We start from the raw sequence: 16249 nt of genomic DNA, 5'->3' as shown, positions 1-16249 counted from the left end.
CCGAGGCCGAAGAGCAATACTATGCTGCCGCGAACATCGTCGATATGGCAGCGTGACTCACATCCAACAGCCTCCGGCAAACCCGGCGCGGTTCAGAACGCTGCGGCGCCTGCTCATTATCGGGGCCAGCGCGGTCGTGCTCCAGGCGAGCAAGCGCGGCGCGCCGGCCGGCTCATGGCTCGAGGGCATGCTGGCCAGGAAGCCACGCATGCTGGTGACGGTCGCGCTCGCCAACAAGATGGCCCGAACCGTCTGGGCGTTGCTGGTCAGGCAAGAGGATTACAGAGCTCCGGTCGCAGTCGCGGCGTAAGCCGAGGCGGGCCAGAGGCGTCGGAGGGCGCAGTCGGGCGAAGGAGGGTATGGCGCAACAGTCGGCGAGACGGGGCCGGAAGAACCAGGGCTTTCCACCGTGCCGTGAGCACGCCATTGGTGAAGTGGTTCCGGTCCGCGAACTCCCATACGGGCCAGCAGCTCACCGCTGCATCACAGGCCGGACAGATGGCAGCATCCGACTATGCGTCAGAACCTCCAGATACCGCTTGCAACCGAAGGGGCGTCCACAGATGAAAAGCGGCCTGTCCGCTTTTGAGCAGTGATCGCGGAGAAGCGGACGTTCGTTCAGGCAGCAGGGCAGGGGCTTGAACGCCTGCAAGCTGCCAGTCCGCTCGCGGCCAGGCTTCCCCACTCGGAGCCGTCCAACGGACAAGCGATTCACATTCGCTTCTGACAAAGCTGCCGTTCGCCGCAGCTTCTACGAACGATGGCTTTGTCCAAGAGCTGGCCGTCCACCGCATTGGGCAGCTTCCGACCAATCAATGTCATTCGGAACCAACGATATGGACGGCGGCTTGTGACTCTTGCCTGACCTTGGGAAGGTCCGCTTCCGGACGTGACGAGCGCGCCGATGACGCGGATCCTCGGACGGGATAGCTGACTCGGTGCGACAGGCCGGAACGCCCGCCTTATAATGCTGTTTGCGCTGCTTAGGACCTTACTTCTCGTCTTGACCAACCAATGTATTGCTAGTTTGATGTCTAGCATAAGCGGTGGGAGGCGATGTTGAGTGAACCTGGAAATTGGGTAGATATACGCCTTGCGGCGGCCATAAAGGCGGCGACTACAAGCGACCATGTATTCCCAGGCGAGATTGCTGCCGAATTCCGCAAGTTCCTTGCAGGGCCTCTGCAGGAAGCAAGGAAGCCTGCTGAGCTGGATGAGATAGCCACCTTGCTTATCTCTGCAAACCGGGGTGGCAGATGAGGCTGCGCTCCATCAGCATGCAATGGTTTCGGGGAGCAGCGGAGAGTGCAACGCTCGAACTCGGTGGGCGCTCTGCGGCAATCTACGGGACTAACGGCGCAGGCAAGAGTTCTTTCGTGGACGGCGTTGAGGTCACGCTCGGCGGCGGGAAAGTCGGCCATCTTAGCCACGAATATTCCGGCCGAAACCAAGAGAAGGGGCTGCTGAATACGTCACGCCCAGCGGGACAGCAAACAGCGGTGAAGATCACTCTGACGGACGGATCGTCTGAGACGCTTACATGGCAGTCTGGCGCTCCGACCCGGACCAAGCAAGGCGCGACGGCGATTGAGTATTGGGACTACCGCCGGACCGCACTCCGGCAGGAGGAGCTGTCGGGCTTCATCCGGGCCACGAAGGGCGACAAGTACAGTGCCGTATTGCCTCTGCTCGGGCTGTCCCATCTGGAGACGACGGCGGAGAACCTCCACAAGCTAGTGAAAGCGATCGAACGGAAGGGCGATTTGCCTTCCCTCCGTGCCAAGCTTGACCGCGCGGCCGACCGCCGCAGGGAGGTGTTTGGCGAGCAAACGAGTGACCAGCTCCTTGCTCGCTTGGAGCAGCTTCGCCTCATCTACGCACCCACGCAGGCTGTGGAGTCTCGAACGAAAACCGTGGTCGATGTGCTGATTGCCATCGACGACCAGATCACCTCCCTCAGCGCCGACCAACGACGGGCAGCAGCGGTTGGCGAGATTGGTGGGAGCGACCTTGCGGCCCGCCTAGCGAAGGTGTCGGAGGCTGCGTCACGAATTGCAGAAGTGGCCGAACCTCTCATCAAGGAACGCCTCGAAGTTTTGAGCGCCGCAAATGGTTTCGCTTCAGCGGGAGGCGACCTCCAGAGCTTCATTGCGTGTCCGGCGTGCGGCAAAGAAGTCGATGCTGACGAATTCAGGGAGCATGTGGCCAACGAACGAGACCGGCTATCAGCAACCCAGAAAATGTATGACGAGCATCGGGCGGCCGCTGGGGAAGTATGCGAGGAAGTCACCCGCCTACGAACCGTTTTCGGGAGGGAGGATTTGGCCGGTTGGCGGGCTGGCCTATCAGCCGATCTTGCTGAGCATGCCGCTTACCTCGCGGCGCTCGCGCCTGCCGACCTGAGAAGTAGGTGCGGTCCCGGAAATATTGCGGAGCTTCAGGCAAGGGTTCTGCCAGTTGTCACGCGGGCGGCCGAGGACGCCAAGGCTTCTCCTCCACAGGTTCAGACCTTGGTGGATCATCAGGCGGAGGGCAGGACTCTCCAAGATTCCCTGAAGGCTGGCGCACTGCGGGCGGGACTTAACCGAGCCGACGCCCTGATAAGACTCGTCAAGGAGCTAGAGGCTGCGGTCAGGGAGGAAATCGCGGAGCGGGCGCGCACGACCTTTGAAAGCATTTCCGGTGACGTGCAGCGGTACTGGAAGGTCCTCCAGCCCAATGACGTGATCACGGAAGTGCGGCTCGTGGTACCTGAGGATAATGACAAAGCCGTGGAAGTCGCTCTCCGGTTTCACGAGAAAGCTCAAGATAGCCCGCGCCTTACCCTCTCGGAAGGTCAGCGCAATGCTCTCGGGCTCTGCATCTTTCTGGCAATGGCGCACAAGGCTGCGGATAAGGACTGTCCCATTATCCTCGACGATGTGGTCATCAGTTTCGACCGCGAACATCGCTCAAGGGTTGGGGCTTTGCTGCGGCAGGAATTTTCCAACCGGCAGGTTATCCTGCTGACCCATGACCGAGAATGGTATTTCGAGCTGCAGCGCACCTTGCCTGGAACACACTGGGGGTTCCAGCGGCTTCGACCGTTCACCACGCCGTTCTCGGGGATCACCTTCGCAGACCACGGCGTGGACATCACGGCGGCGAAGGCCCGGGCGAAGACGGAGCCTGAAGAAGCGTTGGGAAACGTCCGCCGGTTGATGGATGTGGCGCTTAGTGAGGTGGCGGAGAGGATCGGTCTAGCCGTCCCGCATATGCGGGGCGATGACAACGACCACCGCACCGCTGGTCAGTTTCTTGTGGCTCTGGAGCGCGCGGCCACCAAATCCTTCCGCAAGAAAGCTGGGGACGCTTACGTTCCTAACGCTGACGCTCTCGCTGCGATCAAGAAGACGAAGCCTGAGTTGGCAATCTGGGGAAACCGAGGGACCCATACGTTCAGCGGCAGCACGACCGAAGCGGAGGAACTGATCGACGGATGCGAGGCTGTCCTCGGAGCTTTCATGTGTGATGGTTGTGGGACCCCGGTTGGCGTCTATGACTCGACAGGAGGCAAGGTTGAATGCCGGTGCGGGAACCTGCAATGGCGGCCGGGGTAGCTCCAAACGTCGAATATCGGTGAGTCACGGATGTCCGCTATTGGCATAGCCAGCCATTCAGCAGCTAGACCGCGAAAGGCGGCTTCGTCCCAATGTTGGTCGATTCAGGTGTCGAGAACAGACGGCAGCTACAGGAGGAGACAAGGCATCGCCGAAGAGACCAAGATCGTCGCGGCAGGTCGGCACGTCGTGTGGAGCGGCCGCGTATTACGGCGCCGGTCAAGGTCACGTGATCAATGATACGATGTGGACGAAGTCACGGCCCAGGTGTCTTCCGGCGCGAGGACTGCTACTGGAGGATTCTCGAAGGAATAGGATCGTAACAATCATGCACCCACTGCTGGAAACCACCAGGGTCAGCGTCGCCGAGAACCCTGCCGCTTGGCCTGACGACGCCGAATACGATCTGGCAGGCGGCGTGTGGAAGCGAACCGCTGGCGGCGACGACCCCTACGAGCGCCCCGTGAGCAAGAAGTTCGATGTCGAGACGGGAGAGGACCAGAAGGGTCAGTAGCACATGATGGTGCGGGTCCTGATCCTGAGCAGCGTACTCGATTTCGCAACGGATCGCGTCTGTCGTGCTCTCACGGAGCGTGGCGTGCCGTTCGTCCGGCTCAATCGGGAGCAGCTGCCGGAGTGGCGACTGACCTTGGATCCGACCAGCCCCCTCCTGACGTGCGAGCACGGCGGGACATCAATCGTGGACGGCAATAGTCCGCTCGGAGTGTGGTTCCGGGTAGGCACGTTCGACCGAAACCTGTCGGTCGGCCCCCCTTCCTTGATGGAGCAGTTGCAGAGAACCCAATGGGGGGCGTTCATGCGCAGCCTCATGGTGTTCGGGACCGCCCGGTGGATCAACCGGCCCGATGCGGTCTACCGGAGCGAGGTCAAGGCCGTGCAATTGAGGGAAGCGTCCCGATCGGGCTTCGCGGTTCCCGCGACGTTGATGACCAACGATCCCTCGATCTCGACCGGCCGCCTGCCCGGCGCGACCGTGGCTATCAAGAGCATCGACACGCTGCTGCTCCGGGAAGGTCCCAACCAGCGTTTCGGCTACACCGCGATCGTCGATTGGGATGCCTTGGATCGAAGCGGCATGGAACTGGCGCCCATGACGGTGCAGCGCGCACTCGCACCGAAGCTGGATCTGCGCGTGACGGTCGTCGGCGACCGGCTCTGGTGCGTCGCCGTTCTAGCGGATGAGCGCCCCATCGACGGCGACTGGCGTCTGAAGACGAAGGAGTCCCTGCGCTACGACGCCCATGAACTGCCGCCCGAGGTCATGGAGTCCTGCCACCGCATCACCCTGGCTCTGGAGCTGACCTACGCCGCGATCGATCTCGCGCTCTCCGAGGGTGAGTACTGGTTCATCGAGGTCAATCCGACAGGCGAATGGGGGTGGCTCGATGGCCCAGAGCGCCCGATCGCGGCGGCGATCGCCGAAGAGCTGACGCGCTCTCCGCGATGACGAACCATCCATCGGCGACGGATGAGGCACCATGCTGATCGGCGCGGTCCGCCATCTGTTCGCGGAAGCGTTCGTCCCGCTCCGGATGGTGTGGACGAACCACCGTATCCGACACGCCCCCTTGAACGATCCGGACATCCCCCATCTCGAAGACGCCGATCTCGAAGACCTCGTCGACAGCGAGGCCGCCCGCGCGAAGGAGCTCGACGAGAAGCTGCAGAAGGTGACCGCCAGCCTGTCCGTCGCCGTCGCCGTGGGCGGGCTGGTCGGGCAAACGCTGCTCCAAGATCTCGCCGCATCGACGGCCAAGATGGCCGCGGCCTTCATCTTCCTCGTCGCGGCCGCCTACTTCGCCACAGGCGTCCTCGTGGGCTTCGGGGGCCTTCGCGCGAAGGAGCGTTACGGCTACGGGGCCGCCTACCGCCGGATCCGAGCGGCCGGAGGAGATGCCGCCCGACGACAGCTGGAGGCAGCGGTCGCTTGGGCACAACGCGACAACATCATCCGCAGCAACGAGGCGACGGCGGCGGCCATGTCCATACGCAACGGCATCGTCGCCTTCGCCATCGCGTTGCTGATCGGGACGTGGGCGGCGGTCTTCGGTAAGTCATCGATGAAGGACGCGGCGGAGAGCCGCCCCACCTCGATCGCCGTGGTCTGTGGGCAGGTACGGGAACCCGCCCCGGTGCCGCCGCCCATGGTCTATCAGGCAGAGGAGCAATCCGCATTCATGGCACCCGCCGGCCGAGGAGCTCACCGCCGGCGGCTCGACCGGAAGAAGGCTTCGGAACCGGCGCCGAGAGCCGGCACCTGCCCGACGACGGGCAATGACGTTGATCCCCAGCTCACGGCTCAGCGCCGCAAGCGAAGCTTGCGATCGCTTTATCGCTGCTCGGACGGCGTGCGTGGTCGTGGCGAGTGATCGCATGCGACCACTCATGACGAACTTGTCCCATGCGGCTTCCTTCCATGCCAACGAAAGGATCGCACCAGGAAACCGTGGGATCAAACACCTAGTTCTGGTTGTGCAAAACCACGCGGCTGAAAATTGTATCAGCTACAGGCTACCTGACGGTATCGCGTGGATCGACGGAGGAAAACCATGATGATCGGGCTACTACCTCAACCCGGTCCGTCGCTCGATGTCGATCATAAGTGCTTCCATTTCCATGGCCTCGCCACCGAAACCGTCCTCTTTCATGAGTCGCGTATGAAACTGTAGTTTTTCTAACACGGACTTCACACCATTGGCGCTCAAAGCCTCGCTCGTACGAAGTTCAGAGATCAAAACCGCGAGTGCAATGCGTGTCGGTGTATCCATGAGCGTGTCCTTTCTAGTGCAGCAGTCTTATGATCGAAGTTTGGCGTCAACGAAAGCGGTTTGGCATGCCTGCTCTGGTGCGCTTGATCAAGCGATCGGATAGCTATGTCATCTGCATCATTGCGAGTGGATGGAAGACAGCTTTGCGAATTAGAGCAGATTTCGAGCGTCTTGAATCGAGTAGGGATTCCCAAGCGGCTTGAAGTCTGATTCATGATTGTCACCGGCGACGGGAGGCCGGTCAAATGGGCAAGCCATTGTCGATGGAGCTGCGCGAGGGGGCGGTTGGTGCGATTTCTCTGGGTATGTCGCGCCGTGCGACAGCAGCACGGTTCGGGGTGAGCGCGGCCAGTGCTGTGAGGTGGGCGGCGCTTCAGCGCGATCAGGGAAAGCCCGTGGCCAAGCCGCAGGGAGGTGACATGCGCTCGGCCGCAACGGAGGCCAAGGCGGCGCGCATCTGGGCGCTGTACGAGGCGGCTCCTGACATCACACTTGCCGAGTTGCGCGCGGCGCTGGCCGCCGAGGGGATCGCGGTGGCGGTATCGACGCTGTGGCGCTTCTTCGCACGCCACGGGCACACGCGCAAAATAAGACTGGCCATGCACAGGAGCAGGACCGCCCCGATGTCCTGAGCGCGCGCGAGGCCTGGTTCGATGGCCAGCTCGACCCCGATCCGGAAACGCTGGTCTTCGTCGATGAGACCGGTGCCAGCACGAAGATGGCGCGCCGCTACAGACGCGCGCCGCGCGGGCAGCGGCTGTACCTGACCGAAGGTGCTGCCGATGTCATCGAGCAGGAGCGGACCTCCGAGTTGGCTCGTCTCAGCTCACACGCGCGTGAGGCAGAGGGCTATACGCCCTCCCCTCGAGGGTGGGCTCCTCATCTCACTATCGGTTCGATCGTGTGGATGAGAGCCGAGAACGAGGAGTCTGGAACATACATGCTCTGCACTCAGCCGATCTGCGATACTGTTCGCCTCCAGAAGGATACGTTCTTCTCCTTCACGACCCTGACACCGTCGGGTCAAGGCGAGGACTTCTGGTTGGTGATCCGGACCAATGAGCAGCACGTGAAGCTGAGGATGAACCTTCTGACCACAGCCTCAACGAGGCATTTCGCCAGCTTCAAGCCGGACAACAGTACTCGAAAGATCACCGCCAGGGTCAAACCGCAGACCGGTAAGTTCTTCTTTGAGGATCTTGGCGAAAAGGAGTACAGTTGGATCGCAGACCTCGATCAGCTCAAGGCGCAACGGGCGGCAAGTGAGATGGCCAGCGCTCTTGGGCGGGTCGGCCTCGACGAGTACGAGTGGCTCAGACGGGGCGGAAATCTCAAGGGCTGAGAGCTAACGGGGTGAGAACTCACTAGTTCAGCTTAATGTACGTTCGGTTGGGAGGCCATCACAAACCGGCTGAACGTCCATTATCGGGTCTTAGACGGAGTAGAACACGCTCAGCAAGGTAAGCAGCAGACCTGCTGCGGCTAGAGCGAGAACCACAAGCCGGCGGGCGCCAAGCTGCTTCTGGCCTGGGAGCGCGACCATTCCTGCCTCGTGCTGCTCGATGGCGCGCAGAGCGGATGCGTAGCTCTCCTCTTGTGCGTGTAGGCGGTGGGCCACGAACCCCGTCCCCAACAGGATCAGCCCCGCTAGCAGACCCGCCGCAGGCAACCAGGGCGGCCGAGCGATGGCGATGGCCACCAATACGCCTGTGACGAGAGCGAGGTTGAGGCCGATCACCTGAAAGTAGAGCCGTCCGAAGTGCAATCGATGATCGGCTAACACCCGGTACTGCATCACTCTCGCGTCGCTGTTCTCCACGGATTCGCCTCTGTCTCTTCACGCTCCCTTGACCGCGCGGTGCGATGACGGCCGGAAGGCAGGAGCGGGGTACTCGATTTGCGTATTCTTCTGGTGAACGTACCACACCCGGCGATCGGCAGCCGGATCCCGAAGGAGCAGCTGCCGCCCTTCGGCCTGCTATGCATAGGCGGGCCGCTGATCGACGACGGCCATGAGGTGACTCTCGTCGATGGCGAGTTCGGGCCCAGGCCGCTCGGGACCTTGGTAGCGGAAGTAGTCCGTCTCGCGCCGGACGCGGTGCTGTTCGGCCATTCGGGATCGTCGTCGGGCCATCCCATCATCGCCGAGGTTTCCGCAGCCGTAGCACAAGCGCTGCCTACGGCTCGCATCGTGTATGGCGGCGTCCACCCAACCTATTTCTGGCGTGAGATCCTGCGGGACGAACCACACGTCCACGCTATCGTGCGCGGCGAGGGCGAGGAGACCGCTCGGCGGCTAATGCGCGCTCTCGAACGGGGTGAATTGTTGGATGACATACCCGGTATCGCATTCCGCCGCGGCGACGAAGTAGTGGGAACCCCATCCGCGTCCGTCATCACCGATCTTGACGCCTACCGGATCGGCTGGGAACTGATCGACCATCGGCGCTACAGCTATTGGGGCGGCAAACGCGCGGTCGTGATCCAGTTCTCGCGCGGCTGTCCGCACCTGTGCAACTATTGCGGACAGCGCGGCTTTTGGACGCGCTGGCGTCATCGCGATCCGGTCAGGCTGGCCAAGGAGGTCGCCCACCTGCACCGCGAGCACGGGGTCGAGGTGTTCAACTTCGCGGACGAGAACCCGAGCGCCGGCCGCAAGCCTTGGCGCGCCTTTCTGGAGGCGCTGATCGCTGAGAACGTCTCGGTCACGTTGGTCGGCTCGACCCGCGCCGACGACATCGTACGCGATGCCGACATCCTGCACTTGTACAAGCGCGCCGGCTTTGAGCGGTTCCTGATGGGGATGGAGAACACGGACGAGGCGACGCTCAAGCTGATCCGAAAAGGTGGCGCGGTCGCTAAAGATCGCGAGGCAATCCGATTGCTTCGCCAGCACGGCATCCTGTCGATGGTGACCTGGGTGGCCGGGTTCGACGATCAGACCGATCGAGACCTGTTCCGCGGCTTGCGACAGCTCATCTCCTACGACGCCGATCAGATCCAGGCGCTCTATGTGACCCCCCATCGATGGACGCCTTACTTTCGCCTGGCGGCCGACCGGCCCGTGGTGCAGGCAGACAAGACGAAGTGGGACTACAAGCACCAGGTGCTCGGACTCAGCCGGATGCCGCCCTGGCGCTTGTTCCTTTGGGTCAAGCTGATCGAAGCGGTCGCGCAGCTCCGGCCGCGCGCGCTTCTGCGTTGGGCGTGGCACCCGGACCCCAAGATCCGGCACGCGATCCGGTGGTATTATCGGATGGGTCGGCGGGTGTGGATTCACGAGATCGCAGGTTTCGTGTTTCGAGATCGACGGAGCGATGATGGCCGGACGGTCGCTGACCATCTCGGCGCGGCTCAGGACCATGAGGAAGAAGCGTCGCGCGTCGCGGCTCGGCGAAAGGTCACGCCTTCCGCCTCTGCCCCAGCGCCAGCCGCATAGGTGGGCATACTACCTCTTACCGGCACAACCATGCGGATGAGAGCGAGCATCCAAGCGTCAGCCCAAGCCCGCCGCGCCCCTGAACAAATGGCAGAAGTTGGGAGCTAAATAATCGGCCTCGAATGGCCGCTTGTGGGTCGATTTACCGGTCGAGCAAGGCTTGGATTAGCGCGGTAAAGCACCTCGTGCCCACTCCACAATGGTGGCTGCTGGCATCGCGCCGGACTGCCGAGCAATTTCGCGACCATGCGAGAACAGGATCATCGTCGGGATCGAGCGGATGCCATAGCGTGCAGCGATGCCCTGCTCGGCTTCGGTGTCGAGCTTGCCAAGGCGGGCGGCGGGCTCGATCGATGCGGCCGCCGACGCGAAGGCTGGCGCCATTTGGCGGCAGGGGCCGCACCACGGTGCCCAGAAGTCCACCAGAAGAGGTAGGTCGCTACGGGACGCATGAGCGTCGAAGTTGGAGCTCGTGAGCGTGACGGGTTCGCCCTGAAACAGTGCCGCTCCGCATCGACCGCACTTGCCGCCGGAACCAAGGCGGTCAGCCGGAACGCGGTTTGCGGTGGCGCATGCCGGACAGCGTACAATCAAGCCGGACATCCTACTTCGCCTCCTAGCCTGGGAAAACCGGAGGCGTGTCGAAGCGTTCCCTGACTGGCCGGCGATGGCGTCCTCTGATGCTGGTTTATCGCCGTAGTCTTGCTCAGTTCGCTGTCCGGAACGTGAGATTGTAGCGCAGCGTGCCCGTCAGTGGGTGCGAGCTCTCCACCAGTGTGTCGACGCCGTGGTAGGTCAGTCGCGCAGGTCCGCCCCAGACGACGACATCGCCATGGTGTAGTGCAACGCGGCGCGGGCGGTCGGTACGACCCTGCCCGCCCCAGAGAAAGCGTGCATCGACGCCGAGCGAAACGGAGACGATCGGCTGGTCGAGATTGCGCTCATCGCGGTCTTGATGAAGTGACAACTTCGCGCCGCTCGCGTAGCGGTTGATGAGGCACGCTTCCGGCGCAAAGTTGGAGAAGCCGGCAGTGGCGGCAGCCTTGGTGGCGAGGGCGGCAAAGTTTGGAGGCATCGCCGGCCATGGCCGTCCAGTGAGCGGGTCGACGGGACTGTAGCGATAGCCATGCCGATCCGAGACCCAGCCCAGCCGCCCGACGTTGGTCATCGCCACTGACATCCGCCGGCCACCTGGGGTCTCGAGATGGCAAAAAGGCGCGGTCTCGGCGACATGCGTGATCACCTCGAGCAGGGTGCGATCGACCGGAAGCGCAAAACCGCCGAGCAGCACGGCACCGGGATCAAGCGACAGGTGCTCACGGTCATCGGGGAACAGGTCGGGCATGCCTGCTCTACGCTGCGTCGTGGAAGACGATCCCGAGCATGTGTCGCTCATTGGCGCGTAAGATCAGGCACCAAAGTTGGCCATGGCGCGACGGTGAACGAGCGGCAGAAGTTGGTGAGTGGGGAAGGGGGCGCGAATGTCTGGTTCTGGGTCGCCGCGTCCTTAGTGCGGGTGACACCGACCTGGTAAGCCTACGTTTCAAGGATTCGGCTTTTTAAAGAAACGTGAGCAAGTAGGACCGGCTTTCGCTGACCCTGATTAGATCAGATGAACGTAATTAGCAGCAAACGATGACGATAACGGGTTGCACCTGCAACCATGCTAAAACCTAGCAACATCATCACCCATGTTGTAGGTTCAGGAATAGCGCCAGCCACTTCAGAAACGACCATCGTACCTGGAAAGCTGGTGGGTTGAACGCTTGTGTAACTACCCACCATCGAGAGCGCACCGTCCTGCAAATGTCGGGTGAGCAATGTGCTGCCGAAACTCGTGTTGACGATTACTTCGACGGCGTCGCAGGCAACGCTGTTGCTGGAGCCGGGCACGGTGGTGAAGCACGCGTCCATAAAGTGAACGCGGGCTACGCCAAGCGTGAAGCTCGATAGTGTACTGGCCTGGATAAACGTTTCCATAGGCAGTAGGGTCGCCGAGATCAGGCTGAAGGCGACCCGCCCGCCGGCAAATGGCTCTTGGGTTGAGAAATCGAACATCAGGGTAGCTGCCATACTCGGCGCAGGCATCAAGCCGGTAGATAGCGCTGCAACGGTGAACGACGGTTTCAAGCGACCCCCATGCCCTGATTGTGGATTGGCATTCATCGTAGAGCTGATTTTCCGAACCTAAAGCCTCGCTTGCATTTAATCATGGCGCCCGTCACCGTCAGGAAGGCTTAAAGGTGGGGTAGGATTATGCTGGGATTGCTGATGGTTACAACGCTGCTTGCCGCTCAAGAACCGGCAGCACCTTCTATCAGCGGATCACCTCGTCTGCGTAACGCTGAGGCAATAATAACACCCGATGACTATCCCGTTAAGGCATTGCAACGGCATGAATATGGCATCTTGAGCATAGTCATGCGGGTTTCTGCCGACGGCAAGGTGACTACCTGCGATGTTACAGAGAGTAGCGGTTCAGCCGCACTCGATCTGGCCACCTGCACCCTGTACAAGAGGCGCGCTAAATTCGATCCGGCTAAAAACGATGTTGGTGTACCGGTTGCTGGAGAATACCGGCTGGCAACGAATTGGGGCTTGGATGATCACCAGCCTCAAACGACAATTGAAAGCTTTCTACAGGTGCCGGTCATCCCGGCTGACTACCAATCTCCGGTAAAGGCGCGACTGCTCTTCGATGAAGCCGGTCGCGTTACAGCATGTGAGGTGATGGAAAGCAGTGGGAGCATAGCAGCGGACCATGCAGCATGCTCTTACACGAAGCAGCAGCTTGTCATTGCCGCCCCCCGAAAGGCGTCAAACACCATCCCGCTGGTGGCGATACGCTACCTGACGGCAACCTTGCTGACCCAAGGTACCCAGCAGTCTGCCAAGAGGTAGTCATGTTGTATGAGGCCCGCTCTCACGAGTCTTAAAATCTGAAAACCCGCTGATCAGCCTCGTCTCGGCACCTCCCTTGGCTGAACGACCGTCTGGTTTGCGAATGGACGAGGAGGGCCGTGAACGTCCACTTATGGGTCAGCATGCAAAAGAGAGCTTGGTGTAGTCGAAAGCACGAACTTGCGATCGGGAATGGCTCAAGTTCGACGCGAACCCATGCCTCGTTCCCGTCCCCATAACACGGCGCCACTGCGACGATTGACGCCGGTTTTGGCGTAGATACGCGCCACATGGTTACGCACCGTGTTGCGGGCCATTCCCAATCGTGCAGCGATCGCGCCATCGTCTAGATCGTCGCAGATCAGCTCCAATACCTCCCGCTCTCGCATGGTCAGCTCGGCCGGCAGCGCTTTTCCCCCTGGCTGCCGTAGCATGGCCAGTTTGTCGAGAATGGATCGACTGAGCCAACTCGCATCTTTCATCACTTCTTCAATGGCGTCGGCCAATTCCATTTCGCTTCGACGCCTGTTCGTGACGTCCTGATACACCCACAACATGCATTCGATGCCGTCGACGTCAATCGCTTCCGCAGAGACGAGACAATTTACGATCGTGCCGTCCCGGCGGTGGATTACCGAGTCGACCTGGCGAAGACGAGCCGGGCTCACGGCCCGGGTATCCGAGCTGTCGCCATCGGCCGTGGGAAGCCACAGGCTAAGGTCCATGCCGGTTCGTCCAATACTGTGGGCGTCCTCATGCCCGGTCAGGGCGCGGAATGCGGCGTTGGTGCGGGATAGCGTGCAATCCGCGCGATGGGTGATCGCCATGGCGACCGGTGCCATTTCAAATATTGAAACCAGATGGCGCTCGCTGGCGCGTAGGGCTTGTTCAGCTTGCCGGCGGGGTTCTAGATCGGCGAAGGTAAGCAACAATGCGTCGACCCCAGTCACATCGATCGGCTGGCAGGCGAAGATCACCAGCCGCCGGTTGCCGTCGGCGACAAGCAACTCAGCCTCGGTCTGGCCGACGGGGTAGGCCTGCATAATGCGTTGGCGGACTTCGGCCGCGTTGGTCATGCCTGTCAATAAGTCCAATTCGAACAGGTAACGTCCAGATAGCTGATCGAGGGGGTAGTCAGTCAACTGCAGGAAACCGGGATTGGCATCAACAATGCGCAAGTCGCTCAACCTGATGACGAGCGCGGGAGCGGGATTCGCATTGAACATCGCCCGAAATCGTACTTCGGCATCAAACTCCGCGGAGACATCGCCGATCACGAGTGCCAGATAGTCAGGCTCACCGCCATCCTCGTCCATTACGACATCGCGGACCCGGTGGACCCAGCGGACTTCGTCCTCACTGGCGCGGCCCACCTGTATGGTTTCATCGGGGAAGCTGTCTCCGGCAAGCAAACGAAAAAGCGGATATTCTCTACGCTTGAGCAAGCGACCGTCTTCGGCGCGCAGTTGGAAACGCGTTGCATAGTCTTCGATCGTCGATCCGAGGTCCGCCAAATGGTTGGTGCCATGCATCTGTAGCGCTGCTTCATTGGCACTGAGGATGGTGCCGGACAGGTCGATGAGGATCACGCCCTCGAGGAGTTGTCCCATCAGCTGTTGAAGGTGGCGGAGGTTTGGAGAGGATGGGTTCATGATCTGCCTTCAAGCGCCCAGTGGGAAGGCCGGTTCCCCCGGACGGCACTATCCTGCATAGTGCAGCGGCATCATTGCTGTGTTTCGGTCACCGCGCCGTTTGTGAACATCCCGGTCGTGCCATCGGTTTTCATTCCGCGTATCGGTTACGGAGGAACAACCATGGGCCTGATCATTCTTCTTATCGTCGGTGGCGCCATCGGCTGGGTTGCCAGCTTGATCATGCGCACTGATGGCCAACAGGGCATCGTCCTCAACATCGTGGTCGGCATCGTCGGAGCGCTTCTGGCGGGTTTCGTAGTGACGCCGCTGATTGGCGGTGCGCCGATCACCAGCGGGGTCATCAGCCTCCAGTCGATCATCGTGTCACTGGTTGGCGCTATCGTGCTGTTGGCGATCATCAACCTGTTTCGTCGCGGCAGCGTTCGCTGAGCCCGAGCGTCGGCACGCTGGCCAAGTTGGTAGTCGCCGGCGGGCGTATCGGCGACATCGACCGCGTTCATCGCGGTTCGCGCGATCGCGCGCGACCGCCAAGGCGCGAAGCGGCAGCCGGCGCCGTCGATCGTGACACCTGGTCCTTGCTCAATTGACATCACCCGTGACCCGAACGGGAGAGCAACAAAGCGTCTATCGTATTCGCACAGCTCAATTTTACAACGAGGAGAGTTTGAATGCTTCGTTATGTCCTTGCCGCTTCGGCGATGCTGTCACTGGCAGGAGGTGCCGTTGCCCAGACCCATTCCGGCTCGCACAATCCGGCTATGAAGGAAGGCTCGCCGAAGATGACGGCCGCTCCTGCCAAGGGAGCTAACTCCTTCACCGAAGCCCAGGCGCGCGGCCGCTTTACCAAAGCGGGCTATAGCGGCATCGGCAAGCTCATGAAGCGCGATGGCGTCTGGCAGGGCACCGCCATGAAGGGCGGCAAGCAAGCGACCGTGATGCTGGATTACAAAGGCAACATTACTGCTCGCTAACCGGAATCGATAGGAGAGAGATGATGTCCAAGACCATCACCCGACTGTTCGACGACTATGCAGACGCGTCGAAGGCCATACGTGAACTCGAACAGCTCGGCATCCCGCATGACGATCTGAGCATCGTCGCGAACAATGCTGACAAGCACCACGGTGAGCACGTCGATCGTCATGACGGTGTCAACGATGAAGGTGACGTCAGCCGCGGTGTATCCACCGGTGCGGTTCTGGGTGGCGCCGGCGGCTTGCTCGCCGGCCTCGGTATGCTGGCGATCCCAGGCCTCGGCCCGATCGTTGCGGCCGGCTGGCTGGCTGCCACTGCGGCAGGAGCGGGCATTGGTGCGGCCGGTGGCGCAGCGACCGGCGGCATTGTCGGCGCTCTCAAGAACGCTGGTCACAACGATGACGAAGCGCATGTCTATGCCGAAGGCGTACGTCGTGGCGGTTCGCTCGTCAGCGCCAAGGTGCCTGACGCGTTGCTAGGCGAGGCAGAAGCTGTTCTTGATCGCAACCGCTCGGTCGATGCGCATACCCGAGGCCAGAGCTACCGGGAGGACGGCTGGAACCAGTTCGACTCCGCGGCTCCCTCCTACACTGTCGATCAGGTGAGCGCCGAACGTGCACGCTATTCCAACCAGACGCGCATCTGATTTGTCGATCAGCCCCTGCCGGGACAAGGTGGGGGCTAATCTGACTGCGATCGATAGACGACCCTATTTCGGCTTAGCCCCTCCGCCACGTGGCCAATGGGACGTACTTCGTGCGGACGGTAGAGGCACGTCGATGTCCGGTCGCTACCGCACAACCGTGATGCCGCGAGCGATACCGTCACGCTGGCCGAACGTGGCTATCTTCGATTAGCCAGTGTGTTCGGTCTCTCGTAGGCGCAACCCTG

General features: G+C 61.4%; 17 protein-coding genes and 1 pseudogene. 12 read left to right on the top strand and 6 right to left on the bottom strand.

Going from position 1 to position 16249, the window contains the following annotated elements; all coding sequences use genetic code 11:
- From GGQ96_RS20290 to GGQ96_RS20270, 5 genes and pseudogenes are all read left to right on the top strand, one after another.
- Positions 1-310: pseudogene (locus GGQ96_RS20290) on the top strand (hypothetical protein); the annotation flags it as partial.
- A gap of 946 nt (positions 311-1256) precedes the next feature.
- Positions 1257-3599 carry an AAA family ATPase gene (locus GGQ96_RS20285; protein WP_184117078.1) on the top strand — a complete coding sequence of 781 codons (2343 nt, stop codon included), beginning with the start codon at positions 1257-1259 and terminating at the stop codon, positions 3597-3599.
- 328 nt (positions 3600-3927) lie between these two features.
- Positions 3928-4113: a hypothetical protein gene (locus GGQ96_RS20280; RefSeq protein WP_184117077.1), complete on the top strand. Its 186-nt coding sequence runs from the start codon at positions 3928-3930 to the stop codon at positions 4111-4113.
- Positions 4114-4116: 3 nt separating this feature from the next.
- Positions 4117-5067: an MvdC/MvdD family ATP grasp protein gene (locus GGQ96_RS20275; protein ID WP_221240084.1), complete on the top strand. Its 951-nt coding sequence runs from the start codon at positions 4117-4119 to the stop codon at positions 5065-5067.
- Between the two features lie 31 nt (positions 5068-5098).
- Positions 5099-5989 carry a hypothetical protein gene (locus tag GGQ96_RS20270; RefSeq protein ID WP_184117076.1) on the top strand — a complete coding sequence of 297 codons (891 nt, stop codon included), beginning with the start codon at positions 5099-5101 and terminating at the stop codon, positions 5987-5989.
- A 195-nt stretch (positions 5990-6184) separates the two neighbouring features.
- Here the strand turns inward: GGQ96_RS20270 and GGQ96_RS20265 are convergent, their stop codons facing one another.
- On the bottom strand, positions 6185-6388 hold the full coding sequence (locus tag GGQ96_RS20265; RefSeq protein ID WP_184117075.1) for a hypothetical protein: 204 nt from the start codon (positions 6386-6388) through the stop codon (positions 6185-6187).
- Positions 6389-6633: 245 nt separating this feature from the next.
- On the opposite strand from GGQ96_RS20265, the gene GGQ96_RS20260 reads away from it, so the two are divergent.
- Positions 6634-7020 carry a hypothetical protein gene (locus GGQ96_RS20260; protein ID WP_184117074.1) on the top strand — a complete coding sequence of 129 codons (387 nt, stop codon included), beginning with the start codon at positions 6634-6636 and terminating at the stop codon, positions 7018-7020.
- Positions 6939-7730, top strand: coding sequence for a hypothetical protein (locus GGQ96_RS20255; protein ID WP_184117073.1), 792 nt, complete (start codon positions 6939-6941; stop codon positions 7728-7730). The genes GGQ96_RS20260 and GGQ96_RS20255 overlap by 82 nt, the downstream gene beginning before the upstream one ends.
- Positions 7731-7820: 90 nt before the next feature.
- Here the strand turns inward: GGQ96_RS20255 and GGQ96_RS20250 are convergent, their stop codons facing one another.
- Positions 7821-8207 carry a hypothetical protein gene (locus tag GGQ96_RS20250; RefSeq protein ID WP_184117072.1) on the bottom strand — a complete coding sequence of 129 codons (387 nt, stop codon included), beginning with the start codon at positions 8205-8207 and terminating at the stop codon, positions 7821-7823.
- A 78-nt stretch (positions 8208-8285) separates the two neighbouring features.
- Between GGQ96_RS20250 and bchE the strand changes: the two genes are divergently transcribed.
- Entirely contained in the window at positions 8286-9827 is a 1542-nt protein-coding gene (bchE, locus tag GGQ96_RS20245; protein WP_184117071.1) for a magnesium-protoporphyrin IX monomethyl ester anaerobic oxidative cyclase, read from the top strand.
- 165 nt (positions 9828-9992) lie between these two features.
- Here the strand turns inward: bchE and trxC are convergent, their stop codons facing one another.
- The 3 genes from trxC to GGQ96_RS20230 form a co-directional block, all read right to left on the bottom strand.
- Positions 9993-10430: a thioredoxin TrxC gene (trxC, locus tag GGQ96_RS20240; RefSeq protein WP_184117070.1), complete on the bottom strand. Its 438-nt coding sequence runs from the start codon at positions 10428-10430 to the stop codon at positions 9993-9995.
- 103 nt (positions 10431-10533) lie between these two features.
- Positions 10534-11172: a DNA oxidative demethylase AlkB gene (alkB, locus tag GGQ96_RS20235; protein WP_184117069.1), complete on the bottom strand. Its 639-nt coding sequence runs from the start codon at positions 11170-11172 to the stop codon at positions 10534-10536.
- A gap of 263 nt (positions 11173-11435) precedes the next feature.
- Positions 11436-11993 (bottom strand): PEPxxWA-CTERM sorting domain-containing protein, encoded by a 558-nt coding sequence (locus tag GGQ96_RS20230; RefSeq protein WP_184117068.1) that lies wholly within the window; start codon positions 11991-11993, stop codon positions 11436-11438.
- Between the two features lie 90 nt (positions 11994-12083).
- Here GGQ96_RS20230 and GGQ96_RS20225 point away from each other — a divergent pair, with 90 nt between their 5' ends.
- Positions 12084-12728, top strand: coding sequence for an energy transducer TonB (locus GGQ96_RS20225; protein WP_184117067.1), 645 nt, complete (start codon positions 12084-12086; stop codon positions 12726-12728).
- A 197-nt stretch (positions 12729-12925) separates the two neighbouring features.
- Here GGQ96_RS20225 and GGQ96_RS20220 read toward each other — a convergent pair whose 3' ends face one another.
- Positions 12926-14380, bottom strand: coding sequence for a PAS domain S-box protein (locus GGQ96_RS20220; protein WP_184117066.1), 1455 nt, complete (start codon positions 14378-14380; stop codon positions 12926-12928).
- Between the two features lie 162 nt (positions 14381-14542).
- On the opposite strand from GGQ96_RS20220, the gene GGQ96_RS20215 reads away from it, so the two are divergent.
- The 3 genes from GGQ96_RS20215 (at position 14543) to GGQ96_RS20205 (ending at position 16004) form a co-directional block, all read left to right on the top strand.
- A complete protein-coding gene (locus GGQ96_RS20215; RefSeq protein ID WP_184117065.1) occupies positions 14543-14812 on the top strand; it encodes a GlsB/YeaQ/YmgE family stress response membrane protein in 270 nt (89 codons plus the stop codon).
- 239 nt (positions 14813-15051) lie between these two features.
- Positions 15052-15354, top strand: coding sequence for a hypothetical protein (locus GGQ96_RS20210; RefSeq protein WP_184117064.1), 303 nt, complete (start codon positions 15052-15054; stop codon positions 15352-15354).
- A 23-nt stretch (positions 15355-15377) separates the two neighbouring features.
- Positions 15378-16004, top strand: a complete 627-nt coding sequence (locus GGQ96_RS20205) for a general stress protein (RefSeq protein ID WP_184117063.1) — start codon at positions 15378-15380, stop codon at positions 16002-16004.
- Positions 16005-16249: the final 245 nt, after the last annotated feature.

This window comes from Sphingomonas abaci (assembly GCF_014199625.1).
GTDB classification, from domain to species: domain Bacteria; phylum Pseudomonadota; class Alphaproteobacteria; order Sphingomonadales; family Sphingomonadaceae; genus Sphingomonas; species Sphingomonas abaci.
The sequence above is the reverse complement of the archived record's forward strand: the minus strand, read 5'-3'. Positions and strand labels throughout refer to the sequence as shown.

Excerpts from the sequence above, each read along its gene's own strand:
- GGQ96_RS20285 (WP_184117078.1), top strand. The coding sequence starts at position 1,257 with ATGAGGCTGCGCTCCATCAGCATGCAATGGTTTCGGGGAGCAGCGGAG.
- GGQ96_RS20280 (WP_184117077.1), top strand. The coding sequence starts at position 3,928 with ATGCACCCACTGCTGGAAACCACCAGGGTCAGCGTCGCCGAGAACCCT.
- GGQ96_RS20275 (WP_221240084.1), top strand. The coding sequence starts at position 4,117 with ATGATGGTGCGGGTCCTGATCCTGAGCAGCGTACTCGATTTCGCAACG.
- GGQ96_RS20270 (WP_184117076.1), top strand. The coding sequence starts at position 5,099 with ATGCTGATCGGCGCGGTCCGCCATCTGTTCGCGGAAGCGTTCGTCCCG.
- GGQ96_RS20265 (WP_184117075.1), bottom strand. The coding sequence starts at position 6,388 with ATGGATACACCGACACGCATTGCACTCGCGGTTTTGATCTCTGAACTT.
- GGQ96_RS20260 (WP_184117074.1), top strand. The coding sequence starts at position 6,634 with ATGGGCAAGCCATTGTCGATGGAGCTGCGCGAGGGGGCGGTTGGTGCG.
- trxC (WP_184117070.1), bottom strand. The coding sequence starts at position 10,430 with ATGTCCGGCTTGATTGTACGCTGTCCGGCATGCGCCACCGCAAACCGC.
- alkB (WP_184117069.1), bottom strand. The coding sequence starts at position 11,172 with ATGCCCGACCTGTTCCCCGATGACCGTGAGCACCTGTCGCTTGATCCC.
- GGQ96_RS20230 (WP_184117068.1), bottom strand. The coding sequence starts at position 11,993 with ATGAATGCCAATCCACAATCAGGGCATGGGGGTCGCTTGAAACCGTCG.
- GGQ96_RS20225 (WP_184117067.1), top strand. The coding sequence starts at position 12,084 with ATGCTGGGATTGCTGATGGTTACAACGCTGCTTGCCGCTCAAGAACCG.
- GGQ96_RS20220 (WP_184117066.1), bottom strand. The coding sequence starts at position 14,380 with ATGAACCCATCCTCTCCAAACCTCCGCCACCTTCAACAGCTGATGGGA.
- GGQ96_RS20215 (WP_184117065.1), top strand. The coding sequence starts at position 14,543 with ATGGGCCTGATCATTCTTCTTATCGTCGGTGGCGCCATCGGCTGGGTT.
- GGQ96_RS20210 (WP_184117064.1), top strand. The coding sequence starts at position 15,052 with ATGCTTCGTTATGTCCTTGCCGCTTCGGCGATGCTGTCACTGGCAGGA.
- GGQ96_RS20205 (WP_184117063.1), top strand. The coding sequence starts at position 15,378 with ATGTCCAAGACCATCACCCGACTGTTCGACGACTATGCAGACGCGTCG.